This window comes from Parerythrobacter lacustris (assembly GCF_024626475.1).
GTDB classification, from domain to species: Bacteria; Pseudomonadota; Alphaproteobacteria; order Sphingomonadales; family Sphingomonadaceae; genus Parerythrobacter_A; species Parerythrobacter_A lacustris.
On the sequence record NZ_JANKHH010000005.1, the window covers coordinates 128,753 to 140,531 of the forward strand.

Below are 11,779 nucleotides of genomic sequence, written 5' to 3' on the forward strand. Positions count from 1 at the left end.
ACCTAGATGTCGCGCGATGCGAAGGGAACGGTCCTAGTGGCAAAGCGAATCCTCGTTGTCGAGGACAACGACCTCAACCGGAAGCTGTTCTGCGACGTGCTCCGCGCCAACGGCTTCGAGGTCGAGCCGGTCGCCGACGGCGAGCTGGCGCTAAACGCCGCGCGCGCCTTTGCCCCCGATCTCGCGATCATGGACATCCAGCTGCCCAATATCTCGGGCCTCGACCTGATCGCCGCGATGAAGCGCGATACGACGCTGGCCGATGTGCCGATCCTCGCGGTCACCGCCTACGCCGGCAAGGGCGACGAAGAACGCATCCGCGACGCGGGCGCGGCGGATTATCTGTCGAAGCCGGTGTCGATCCGTCCGTTCATGGAGGCGGTGCGGGCGCTGGTGGGTGAAGCGGCGGGATAAGCAAGGGCTGCCTAGGCATACCTAGGCCACCCATATCTCGCGCCCCAAAACCAGAAGTATTGCGAATCCAGATCAAAAATGTGAAGATGAAAACCAATTCTATTTCGCCTATTTAAAATAGAAATCTTTTCCATTGAATAACGTTTTTTGATGCCCATCTCTATATCAATGCCGATTTCGCGGTATATTACGATAGTGCTGGTGAATTAAATCGCCAACATGGGCATTTCTGGAAAAATGCGGGCGATCAGAAAGCCCTAATGAATCCAGTATCATTCAAGGCCAATTTTATGCAAAAGACATCTATGCTGGCGCTTGCCGCCGGCCTTGCCCTCGCTCTTGGCGGTTGTTCGACGTCGACCCCGATGAACACTGGCGAACGCATTTCGCAGCGCGGTGGCGAGATCAATGACTACGGCAAGGACTGGTCCAATGGCCGGAAAGACGTCGCCCAAGGTCAGAAGTCGATCGACCGCAGCACCAAAAGCCTTGCCGATGGCGAAAAGGATCTGGCCCGCGCTCGTCAACGGGTCGCTGAGGCAGAAGAACAGATCAGAGCAGCCAGCCTAGCCAAAATCGATGCAGAGAGAAAGGTTGTAGACGGCACAGCCGAGATGCAACGGGCCGAAGCGGCTTATGCAGCAACCAAAGCCGGACCCTCGGCGATACCTCCGCGGTACTAGGGTCGGATTCCTGGGATTGCGATCCTAGTTCAGAAACAGCATCTCCACCGCGAACGCCACGACGGTGATCATCAGCCCGGTCACGAAGATCCGGTAGGCATAGCCAAGGAACTTGTACTTCTTCCTCTGCAGCACCTGGCCGTTCTGGTAGATGTCGCGCAGCATCATGCGGAAGGTCTTTTCGTCGGTTTCCATTTCCTTGAGGACCCGGCGTTTCCAGTCTTCCTCGTCCTCGTCGTAATAGTGACCGAAGAACAGTTCGTTGCGCTGGTCCTCGGGGATGTCCATCCGCTTGGTCGAGGGCAGCACCGCCATCACCGCGCACAGCGAGCTGGCGAAGGCGAACACCGCGAGGATCGCGAGCGACCACGGCAGTTCGCCATTTAGCGAGCGGCTGACCGAGATCGAGAACACCACGAAGGACGCGCCCATCAGGATGGAAGCCTTCTGGTCCGCCATCTGCGACAGCTTGAGCGTGTTGTTCTGGGTCGTGCGGACGAGGTGGATCGCGTGGTTCGAATAGGTCACAGGCTTTGGTGCCGGCTTCGCTGCCGGTTCGCCCTGCACCCCGCTATCGTGCTGTTCGGCCATCGATTTGTCCCCCACGCGGCAATTCGCAACCGCAAAGGGGGAACCTGCCATCGCGGCTGGCGCTTGACAAGCGGGCGCACTTCCCGCTTTTCGCCACCCATCCGGGCCGCGCCGCAGCGCGGCCGCTCAAAGAATGGAATTTGCCCCGATGGACCGCGCCGCAGTCGACACCACCATCCGCTCGCTGATCGAGCCGTTCAACAAGAAGGGGGTCGAGATTACCGACGCCACCACCTTCGCTGGCGACCTCGAGTTCGACAGCCTGACGGTGATGGATTTCGTCGCCGCGATCGAGGACGAGTTCGACATCATCATTTCGATGAACCAGCAGGCCGAGATCGAGAATTACGGCCAGCTGGTCGACGCGGTTGCCAAGCTGTCGGACGCCTGAGATGAGCGAAGGCATATCGCAGCCCGACCAGCCGCAGGAAGTGGAAGGCGGGGAAAGGGACCTGTTCTCCAAGTTCGACGACATCATCGCGCTGCGCGAGGGTCTGCTCGCGAGCGGGCAGGAGGATCCCTTCAGCCTCGTGATGGAGAAAGTGCTCAGCCCGACCCGCGCGATCTGCAACGGGCGCGACACCATCCTGCTCGGCACCTACAACTACATGGGCATGACCTTCGACCCCGACGTGATCGAGGCAGGCAAGCAGGCGCTCGACAATTTCGGCAGCGGCACCACCGGCAGCCGCGTGCTCAATGGCACCTACCAGGGTCACCGCGAATGCGAGGACGCGCTGCGCGAGTTCTACGCCATGGACCACGCGATGGTCTTCTCGACCGGGTATCAGGCCAATCTCGGGATCATCAGCACGATCGCCGGAAAGGGCGATTACATCGTGCTCGATATCGACAGCCATGCTTCGATCTGGGACGGCTGCGCACTGGGCAATGCCGAAGTCGTGCCATTCAAGCACAACGATATCGAGGCGATGGAAAAGCGCTTGCGCCGCATTCCCGAAGGCGCCGGTAAGCTGGTCGTGCTCGAAGGCGTCTATTCGATGCTGGGCGACATCGCCCCGCTCGCCGAAATGGTCGCGGTAGCGAAGAAATACGGCGCGATGGTGCTGGTCGACGAAGCGCATTCGATGGGTTTCATCGGCGAGCATGGCCGCGGCGTGTGCGAGGCGGCCGGATGCATCGACGACGTCGATTTTATCATCGGGACGTTTTCCAAGAGCGTGGGGACGGTCGGCGGTTTCTGCGTCTCCAACCACCCCAAGTTCGAGATCATGCGGCTGGTGTGCCGCCCCTATGTCTTCACCGCCTCGCTCCCGCCCAGCGTGGTCGCGACCGCCGCGACCAGCATCCGCAAGCTGATGCACGGCAGCAACAAGCGCGCGCATCTGTGGGAGAACTCGAAGCGGCTCCACGGCGGGCTGACGCAGCTCGGCTTCCAGCTCGGCACCAGCGAGCCGCAGAGCGCGATCGTCGCGGTGATTATGCCCGACCTCGAGAAGGGCGCGGCGATGTGGGAAGCGCTGCTCACCGAAGGCCTCTACGTCAACCTCGCCCGCCCGCCGGCGACCCCCGCCAACATGACCCTGCTGCGCTGCTCGCTCTGCGCCGAGCATTCGGTGGAAGAAGTCGAGACGATCCTCGGCATGTTCGAACGCGCGGGGAAAGCGGTGGGGATCATCTGATCCGGAACATCGCGGCGGCTCTCTCGTCTGTCTCCTGACAAAGGAGACTATCACAGATGAAGACCACCAACACCGGCAGTGCGCGCTACGAAGGTCTGGGCAAGGACGGCAAGGGCCATGTCTCGACCCAATCGGGCGCGCTCGATAATCAGCCTTATGGGTTCAACACGCGATTCGAGGATGCGCCGGGAACCAACCCCGAGGAACTGATCGCCGCCGCGCATGCCAGTTGCTTCACCATGGCTTTGAGCTTCGCGCTGGCGAAGGCCGGGCACGAGCAAGGCACGCTGGAGACCCAGGCCAAGGTGACGCTGGAGAAGGACGGCGACGGTTTTACCGTAACCCGATCGGACCTGACGTTGAAGGGGACGGTCGAAGGAATCGATCCCGCAAAATTCACCGAGCTGGCGCAAGAAGCCAAGGCGGGATGCCCGATCTCGAAGCTGCTCAATTGCGAGATCTCGCTGCAAACCGAATTCGAGGGATAGGATCGAAAAGCGTCCGGGGGGCCTCTCCCCTCCCCCCGGACGCGGCCTCCCATCGCAGCGGGAGGCGGATTTTCGAGCGCGGTGCTCGCGCAGTGCGGCGACCTACGGGCTGAGCACGCATGTTTTCGTTGTCGGGTCGATCGGTAGGGCATAAGTCTGCGCGAGAATGTCAAACACTTTACATTCCGCGACCCGGACGATCCACTCCGCGATGCTGTTCGCCACCTTGCCGGCCGACGTTCAGCGGTTCCTGCGCGAGCAATCGCCGGTCAGGCACTTCGGCGACGGCCAGATCATCCAGCAGCGCGGCGACGAGGGCGACGGGTTCTGGCTGATCGAGGAAGGCGCCGGCACAATCGGCCAGTTCCAGCCCGACGGCGCATTTCGCGGTGTCGCGCGGCTGGGACCGGGCGATTCCTGGGGCGAGCTTGCCGTGCTGACCCGCAGGCCCCGGGTCGTCGACGCGGTCTCGCGCGGGGAGAGCAAGGTCCGCTTTATCCGTGCATCGCTGTTCGAGGGGGTGATCGCCAACCGGCCCGACGCGATGCGCCCGATGCTCGGCGCGCTGGCCGGGCAGCTGCAGGAAGCGATCGGGCTCCTTGCGGGGCAGCGCAAGGACTCAGCGCTGGCGCGGGTCGCGGGAACGCTGGCGACGATGGCCCACGATCAGGCGTTACCGGCCTCGCTCGCGATGACGCAGGACGAACTGGCCGAGCTGCTCGGCCTGACCCGCGCCACAGTCAACGCGGCCTTGCGCAAGTTGCAAGCACGCGGGCTGGTCGAACGGCGATACGGCGGAGTGACGGTGCGCGATACAGTCGCGCTGCGCGATCTCTCGCACGCCTGAGCTATGTCGCTGTCGTCTCCGCTACCGTCGCGGCGACACAAGGATCCGCTTCGTCTTCGCCGCCGCCGAGCTGGGTGATCGCCAACACGCCGCCCACCACCAGCAGCACGAAGACGGTGGTGACCGTGCCGAGATATTTGTCGATGAAGGCCTTGATCGGCGCGCCGAAGATGCGGAACAGCACGCCGACGGTGAAGAAGATCGCACCGCGCCCGGCAAGACTGGCGAGGATGAACGGCACCAGCGCCATGCCGAGAAAGCCGGCGGTGATGGTGAGCAGCTTGAACGGCACCGGGGTCGCCCCGGCGATGATCACCGCCACAACGCCCCATTCGTCGAAGGTGCATTTCGCAGCGGGCAGCGCATCGAACAGGCCGATCGCCTTGAGGACCGGCACGCCCACCGTGTCGAACAGCGCCCAGCCGATGAAATAGCCCAGCAGCCCGCCCGCTACCGAGCTGAGCGTAGCGATCAGGCCGAAGCGCAGTGCCTTCTTCGGTTCGGCCAGGCACATCAGCCCGAGCAATGGGTGCGGCGGGATGGGGAAGAAGCTCGCCTCGATGAAGCAGAAGAACGCCAGCCACCATTCGGCGGCGGGATGGGCGGCCTTCTCCATCGTCCAGTCGTACAGGCCGCGCAGCGGTTTCATCAGCATGGCAGATTGCGGTTCCCGGGATAGTGGTGCAGCGCCTCTATGCGAGCGCGGCGAGCGCGGCAATCCCGCGATTGTGCGTCGTCGCGAATCCATGTTGCCAGACAAGGGGGCTTGCCCGATCAAGCGTCAGGTCGTGGGCTCGAGGAGGGGATGATGACGCTCATCAAGATGAACGAACTGCACCGGGCGTGGGACCGGATCCGCGAGGTGGGCGGCTCGATCCACAGCTATTCCGGACACAACTTCACCGCGTCGGCGGACGGGTGGACCGGATTCGCCAATCACGCGAACCTGTTGTGCGGCCCCGAACCCGACAATGTCCAGTCGCTGGTCGATCAGATCGTCCAGATTGCGGCCGATGCGGAGGACATCCGTCGGTTGAACGAGCCGATGCTGTCCGTGACGGTCTGCTCCAAGCCTCGCATAACCATCAAGGCGGGCTGCCGGGTGCTCGTCAAATGGTCGGCCTACGACAAGAGCGAAACGGGCTGCAAAAAGCACTGATCGCCGGAATGACTTTCGGTAAATATAACCTATTTGGCACTTTTATATTGACATCGTGACGCTCTAAGGTTAGAGAAGCGGAACATCGCGATAAACCGATTCGAAACGGGCGGACGCCGCATGGGCGCTTCCGCCCGTTTTGCATTGGCTGGTCGCTCAGCATGAGGACAAGAGACATGACGGTCCAACCGGCCACCCGCCTCGCATGGGAGGAAAGCTTTATCGAGGCCCTTGCCCGGCTCGCCATGGTCAAGCGTGCCGCGCAGGCTGCTGGCGTGGCAACTGGCAGCGTTTATGCCCGGCGCGCGAAAAGCCCGGCTTTCGCAGAGCTATGGGACGAAACACTCGCACAGGCGAAAGCGGTGCAGAGGCAGCGCCGCATCTGCAATAGCGAAGATGCGCCCTCGCCGATCCAGTGGCAGCGCACGTTCCTCGATGCTCTCGCAGAGACTTCGAATGTGAGTGCCGCGGCTGTGCGAGCCCGGATGCCATCACGCGAAGTTTACCGGATGCGCCGTGAAAACGAGGATTTTGCCCGCAAATGGCATGCCGCGCTGGTTGAAGGATACGAGCATCTGGAGCTGGAATTGCTCGCCCGCCTGCGCAGTGGCGAGCCAAAGGACGGACCCAAGTTCGACAATGGCTCGGCGCTGCGGCTGCTGGCGCTGCATCGCGATACCATGGCGCAGGAACATGCCCAGCGGCGCAATATGGACGTCGTCTCGGCCCGGGCGCTGATCGAACAGAAGCTCGACGAATTGCGTCAGCGGGTGCTCGCCAGGCGCGAAGCCGAAGGGGCGACGATCCAGTGACACAGGACGACCCGGGTGCCTTTGCGATCGATGCGGCCGACCATCATATCAAGGCAATTCTGGCTGGTCTCGACGAACCGCAGGCCAACCGGATTGTGGCGGGCTGGGACAATCACTTCCCCAATTTTGCCCATCCCGGTCAGCTTGCACCCGCAGGCGACTGGCAGGTGTGGTTGGTGATGGGCGGGCGCGGCTTCGGCAAGACCCGTGCCGGCGCGGAATGGGTCCGCTCGATAGCAGAAGGAGATATGCTCGCGCGCATCGCATTGGTCGGTGCGACACTGGGCGAGGCACGCAGCGTGATGGTGGAGGGCGAAAGCGGCCTGATCGCCATTTCGCCGCAGGAAAACCGCCCGAGTTTCGAGCCTTCACTGCACCGTTTGCGCTGGCCCAACGGGGCGCAGGCCTTTCTCTACTCGGCCGCCGAGCCGGAGTCCTTGCGCGGTCCGCAGCACAGCCACGCCTGGTGCGACGAGATCGGCAAGTGGCCCGCCGCGCATGAACGCTCGACGCGCTGCTGGGACAATCTCCTGCTTGGCCTGCGGCTAGGCAAGGACCAGCGGATCGTCGCGACCACCACTCCGCGCAACACGCCGCTGGTGCGGCGGATCTTCGGTAGCGAGGGCACGGTGGTGACGGGCGGCGCGACCCGCGCCAACTCTGCGAATTTGCCCACGACTTTCATCGCCGCAATGGAGCGCGAATTCGGTGGCTCGACCCTCGGACGGCAGGAACTGGGCGGAGAGCTGATCGAGGAGATCGAAGGCGCGCTGTGGAGCCGCGAACTGCTGGAAAGGTGCCGGGAATCTCCCCCTACCCTTCAGGGGAGGGGGACGGGGGGTGGGGACTGTGCTGTTGCTCATGACAGCCCCCACCCCAACCCCTCCCCTGAAGGGGAGGGGCTTTGGAAACGCCTCATCGTCGCGGTCGATCCGCCCGCTTCGTCAAACGGCGACGCCTGCGGCATCGTGGTCGCCGCGCTGGGGCAGGACGGGATCGCCCGCGTGCTCGCCGATGCTTCGGTCGAGAATGCCTCGCCCGAACGCTGGGCCAAAGCGGTCGCCAACGCCGCCGCCGTGTGGGGTGCCGACCGCGTGGTGGCGGAGGCCAACCAGGGCGGCGCAATGGTCGCCAGCGTGCTGCGCGCGACGGATGTGGCGCTGCCGCTCAGGCTGGTCCACGCCACCCGCGGCAAGGCGGCGCGCGCCGAGCCGGTCGCGGCGCTCTATGAAGCGGGCAAAGTGCGCCACTGCGGGATGTTCGCCGCGCTGGAAGACCAGCTGTGCGGGCTGATGGCTGGCGGCAGCTACGAAGGCCCGGGCCGCTCGCCCGATCGGGCGGATGCGCTGGTGTGGGCGCTGACCGAACTGATGCTGGGGCAGAAAGCGAGGCCGAGGATTTCGAGTTTCTGACCCATTGCCTCCCAACCACGTCACCCCACCCCCCGAGCCGGGGTCCAGCTGACTTTCGAGGTTCGCGCATCGCCGCAAGAGAAGCGGGACCCCGGATCAAGTCCGGGGCGACGAGAAATTGGCGTCATTCCAGCGAAAGCTGGGATCGCTCGGCACATAGTACGACCAAGACCCACAACGATCCCGGCTTTCGCCGGGATGACGGAGAAGCCCCATGTCCTTCCTCACCACTCTCGCTTCCGCCTTCAAAGGCGGGGGCGGCGCTCGTGTGCCTATTGCGAGCGGTTTCATCTCGCCCTGGGCCGTCGCTTTCGATGCCGCGCCGCGTCCTCGCGCCTTCGACTATAGTCGCGCGATCCGCGACGGGTTCACCGGCAATCCGGTGGCGCAGCGCAGCGTGCGGATCGTCGCGGAGGGGGTCGGCAGTGCGCCGCTCTCGCCGCTGGACGACGGGGTTGCCGCCCTGATCGGCGCGACATCCGCCGGGCAATCGCTGGTCGAGACGGTCGCGGCGCATCTGCTGCTTCACGGCAATGCCTTCGTCCAGGTGATGAAGGACGGCGCGGGCCAGCCGGTCGAGCTGTTCGCCCTGCGCCCCGAGCGATTGAAGGTCGTGCCGGGCGAGGATGGCTGGCCGCGCGGCTACGAATACCGCATCGCCGGGCGCACGCTGGCGATCCCGCTGGAAGACGATGCCGGCTGGCCCAATCTCATCCATATCCGCAGCTTCCATCCGGGTGACGACCACTACGGCGCGGGCGCGCTCGCCGCCGCCGACCCGGCGATCGCGATCCACAATGCGGCCAGCGAATGGAACCGCGCACTGCTCGACAACGCCGCGCGGCCCTCCGGCGCGCTGACCTACGAGGCGGGCGACGGTGCGGGCCTCACCGCCGACCAATACGAGCGGCTGAAGAGCGAGCTTGCCACCGCCTATCAGGGGCAGGCCAACGCCGGGCGGCCGATGCTGCTGGAGGGCGGGCTCAGGTGGCAGAGTATGGCGCTGTCGCCCGCCGACATGGATTTCGCGACGCTGAAAGCCGCCGCCGCGCGCGACATCGCGCTCGCCTTCGGGGTGCCGCCGATGCTGCTCGGCCTGCCTGGGGACAACACTTACGCCAACTATCGCGAGGCCAGCCGCGCGCTGTGGCGGCTGACCCTGCTGCCGCTTGCGGGCAAGATCCTGAGCGGCCTCGCCGAGGGGCTTACGCCGTGGTTCCCCGACCTCGCCCTGTCGGTCGATCTCGACCGCATCCCCGCGCTGGCGGAGGATCGCGAAAGGCTGTGGGCGCAGGTCACCGCCGCCGACTTCCTCACCCCCGCCGAGAAGCGCGAAATGCTTGGCCTTGCCCCCGTTGGAGACGTTCAATGACCCGCGAAGACATGCTCGCCGGACTGCTCGCGCAGGCCACTTCCGAGGGCGGCGATCTCGTCACCCTCCGCGCCATCGTCGAGGAAAGCTCGGAAATCGGCGCGGGCCGGGTGCTGCAACGCCTCGGCCTCGCCGACGAGGGCGCGCAAGACGACATCGATGAACTGCGCGAACTGCTCCGCGCCTGGCGCGACGCCAAGGCGAGCGCGTGGAAGGCGGCGATCGAATGGACCGTGCGCGGGGTGCTCGCGCTGCTGCTGATCGGCATCGCGGTGCGGCTGGGGATGCCGGGGCTGCTCAAGTGAACTGCGTGATCGAGAAATCTCCTCCCCCTGGAGGGGGAGGCCGGGTGGGGGTGTACGGCGCTTGCAATCGGGCGCCGAGCACCCACCCCCAGCCCGATACCTGCCCCGGCGAAGGCCGGGGTCAAGGGAGGGAAGCATGAGGCTGGCAGGATACGCCGCCCTCTTCGACCGGGCCGACGCCAGCCGCGACACGATCCGCCCGGGGGCCTTTGCCCGCACCCTTTCCGAACGCAGCGACCCGCTCCCGCTGTTCTGGCAACATCGCCCCGACCAGCGCATCGGCTGGGTCGAGCGCGCCGAGGAGGATACGCGCGGCTTGCGGGTTGTCGCCAGTCTCGACAACCCCGACGGCCGTGCCGCGGCCCTGCTCAAACGCCGCGCGATAAGCGGCCTCAGCTTCGGCTACCGCGCGCGCCGTTCCCGCCACGAACCGGCGGGCCGGGTGCTGGAGGATGTCGAGCTGTTCGAGATCAGCGTCGTCACCCACCCGCTGCAGCATCTCGCACGGGTGCATCTGGTGCGCTGACACACCGCGATTTTGTTTCACGCAGAGGCCGCAGAGGACAGGAGAGACGCGGAGGCGTTGTGCCGTTCCGCAAAGCGGATTTCCCGATTTGCCAGCCTTGTTGGGGATGACGCCTGCGGCGCGGGCGCAGCCTCTCTGCGTCTCTCCCTTCCTCTGCGCTCTCTGCGTGAACCCAATACCCCTCCCCCAAGAAAGGAAATGCTCCCATGGATACCGATACGATTCCCCAGACCGACCCGATCGACGCGAGCTTCGACATCGTCGCCCGCCAGGACCGGACCGAAGCCAATGTCGCCGCGCTGCGCAGCGACATGGACGAGGTGAAGGCGCGCGTCGACAAGATCGGCCGGGCTGCGCGTCCGGCGATCGGCGGTGCGACCGACAGTGCCGAAGTGAAGGGATTCGTTGACGGCTACCTCCGCCGCGGCGAGCCAAATTTCCCTGGCGCCGAGATCAAGTCGGTGCGCGGCACCGTGCCTGCCGACGGCGGCTACGCCGTGCCGCAGGAAATCGACGCGATGATCGCCCGCGAGCTGGTCGAGACCAGCCCGATCCGCGCTATCGCGCAGGTCGTCCAGACCGGCACCGCAGGCTATCGCAAGCTGGTGACCGGCGGCGGCGCGGCATCCGGCTGGGTCAGCGAAGTTGCGGGCCGTCCCGAGACCTCCACGCCCAACTTCCGCGAGATCGCCCCGCCGACCGGCGAGCTCTACGCTAACCCGGCGGCATCGCAGGCCATGCTCGACGACGCGGCGTTCGACCTCGAAAGCTGGCTAGCGAGCGAAATCGCGATCGAGTTCGCCCGCGCGGAAGGCGCGGCGTTCGTCAATGGCAGCGGGATCGACCAGCCCGAAGGCTTCCTCACCGCTCCTGCCACCACCGCGCAGGACGGCGTGCGCCCCGCCGGAACGCTGCAATATATCGGCAGCGGCGACGCGGCGGGTTTCGATGCCAATCCGGATGCAAGGCTGATCGACCTGGTCCACACGCTCAAGGCGGGCCATCGGCAGGGCGCGAGCTGGGTGATGAATTCGGCCACGCTGGCTGAAGTGCGCAAGCTCAAGACGGCCGACGGCGCGTTCCTCTGGCAGCCGGGCCTGGTCGACGGCCAGCCCGACCGGCTGCTCGGCTACCCGGTGGTCGAGGCGGAGGACATGCCCGATGTGGCGGCGGGAGAGTATCCCATTGCCTTCGGCAATTTCCGCCACGGCTATCTGATCGCCGAACGCTCGGCCACGCAGATCCTGCGCGATCCCTTCACCAACAAGCCCTACGTCCACTTCTACGCCACCAAGCGTGTGGGCGGCACGGTGCTCGACGGCAACGCGATCAAGCTGCTGAAGATCGAGGGGTAGAAGTCTTTGTTGTCCGCGCGCCATCCGGCGCGCGATGTCCTCGCTCACGCGACCTGAGGGTCGCGTCGCTGCGGGCGGCCAGTCGGCCTTGCGGCTCGCTGGTCGCTCGCCGGGCCATTCCCGGCCTTGTGGCTTGGATTCGAGCCTTGGTCGCGGCAGCCAGAGCGCGACT

The 11,779-nt window shown here is 65.1% G+C and carries 15 protein-coding genes; 13 read left to right on the top strand and 2 right to left on the bottom strand.

Annotation, left to right across the window (positions count from 1 at the left end; genetic code table 11):
* Positions 1–36 precede the first annotated feature (36 nt).
* Complete coding sequence (locus NSO95_RS09825) at positions 37–414, top strand: response regulator (RefSeq protein WP_257596319.1); 378 nt, start codon at positions 37–39, stop codon at positions 412–414.
* A gap of 365 nt (positions 415–779) precedes the next feature.
* Positions 780–1,097 (top strand): hypothetical protein, encoded by a 318-nt coding sequence (locus NSO95_RS09830; protein WP_257596046.1) that lies wholly within the window; start codon positions 780–782, stop codon positions 1,095–1,097.
* 24 nt (positions 1,098–1,121) lie between these two features.
* Here the strand turns inward: NSO95_RS09830 and NSO95_RS09835 are convergent, their stop codons facing one another.
* Positions 1,122–1,688, bottom strand: coding sequence for a Pycsar system effector family protein (locus tag NSO95_RS09835; RefSeq protein ID WP_257596047.1), 567 nt, complete (start codon positions 1,686–1,688; stop codon positions 1,122–1,124).
* A gap of 148 nt (positions 1,689–1,836) precedes the next feature.
* On the opposite strand from NSO95_RS09835, the gene NSO95_RS09840 reads away from it, so the two are divergent.
* The 4 genes from NSO95_RS09840 (at position 1,837) to NSO95_RS09855 (ending at position 4,666) form a co-directional block, all read left to right on the top strand.
* On the top strand, positions 1,837–2,079 hold the full coding sequence (locus NSO95_RS09840; protein WP_257596048.1) for an acyl carrier protein: 243 nt from the start codon (positions 1,837–1,839) through the stop codon (positions 2,077–2,079).
* 1 nt (position 2,080) lies between these two features.
* Positions 2,081–3,331 carry a serine palmitoyltransferase gene (gene spt, locus NSO95_RS09845; RefSeq protein WP_257596049.1) on the top strand — a complete coding sequence of 417 codons (1,251 nt, stop codon included), beginning with the start codon at positions 2,081–2,083 and terminating at the stop codon, positions 3,329–3,331.
* A gap of 56 nt (positions 3,332–3,387) precedes the next feature.
* Positions 3,388–3,819, top strand: coding sequence for an OsmC family protein (locus NSO95_RS09850; protein WP_257596050.1), 432 nt, complete (start codon positions 3,388–3,390; stop codon positions 3,817–3,819).
* A 166-nt stretch (positions 3,820–3,985) separates the two neighbouring features.
* Complete coding sequence (locus NSO95_RS09855) at positions 3,986–4,666, top strand: Crp/Fnr family transcriptional regulator (RefSeq protein WP_257596051.1); 681 nt, start codon at positions 3,986–3,988, stop codon at positions 4,664–4,666.
* 1 nt (position 4,667) lies between these two features.
* Here the strand turns inward: NSO95_RS09855 and NSO95_RS09860 are convergent, their stop codons facing one another.
* Positions 4,668–5,321 carry a YqaA family protein gene (locus tag NSO95_RS09860; protein ID WP_257596052.1) on the bottom strand — a complete coding sequence of 218 codons (654 nt, stop codon included), beginning with the start codon at positions 5,319–5,321 and terminating at the stop codon, positions 4,668–4,670.
* 153 nt (positions 5,322–5,474) lie between these two features.
* Here NSO95_RS09860 and NSO95_RS09865 point away from each other — a divergent pair, with 153 nt between their 5' ends.
* The 7 genes from NSO95_RS09865 to NSO95_RS09895 all read left to right on the top strand — a co-directional run bounded on the left by NSO95_RS09865 (position 5,475) and on the right by NSO95_RS09895 (position 11,607).
* On the top strand, positions 5,475–5,825 hold the full coding sequence (locus tag NSO95_RS09865; RefSeq protein WP_257596053.1) for a hypothetical protein: 351 nt from the start codon (positions 5,475–5,477) through the stop codon (positions 5,823–5,825).
* A gap of 176 nt (positions 5,826–6,001) precedes the next feature.
* Positions 6,002–6,637: a hypothetical protein gene (locus NSO95_RS09870; RefSeq protein WP_257596054.1), complete on the top strand. Its 636-nt coding sequence runs from the start codon at positions 6,002–6,004 to the stop codon at positions 6,635–6,637.
* Entirely contained in the window at positions 6,634–8,049 is a 1,416-nt protein-coding gene (locus tag NSO95_RS09875) for a DNA-packaging protein (RefSeq protein ID WP_436278032.1), read from the top strand. Before NSO95_RS09870 ends, NSO95_RS09875 begins: the two co-directional genes overlap by 4 nt.
* A gap of 214 nt (positions 8,050–8,263) precedes the next feature.
* Complete coding sequence (locus NSO95_RS09880) at positions 8,264–9,421, top strand: phage portal protein (RefSeq protein ID WP_257596055.1); 1,158 nt, start codon at positions 8,264–8,266, stop codon at positions 9,419–9,421.
* Positions 9,418–9,726 (top strand): DUF6127 family protein, encoded by a 309-nt coding sequence (locus NSO95_RS09885; RefSeq protein WP_257596056.1) that lies wholly within the window; start codon positions 9,418–9,420, stop codon positions 9,724–9,726. Before NSO95_RS09880 ends, NSO95_RS09885 begins: the two co-directional genes overlap by 4 nt.
* A gap of 136 nt (positions 9,727–9,862) precedes the next feature.
* Positions 9,863–10,252, top strand: coding sequence for an HK97 family phage prohead protease (locus tag NSO95_RS09890; RefSeq protein ID WP_257596057.1), 390 nt, complete (start codon positions 9,863–9,865; stop codon positions 10,250–10,252).
* A gap of 206 nt (positions 10,253–10,458) precedes the next feature.
* Complete coding sequence (locus NSO95_RS09895) at positions 10,459–11,607, top strand: phage major capsid protein (RefSeq protein WP_257596058.1); 1,149 nt, start codon at positions 10,459–10,461, stop codon at positions 11,605–11,607.
* Positions 11,608–11,779 lie beyond the last annotated feature (172 nt).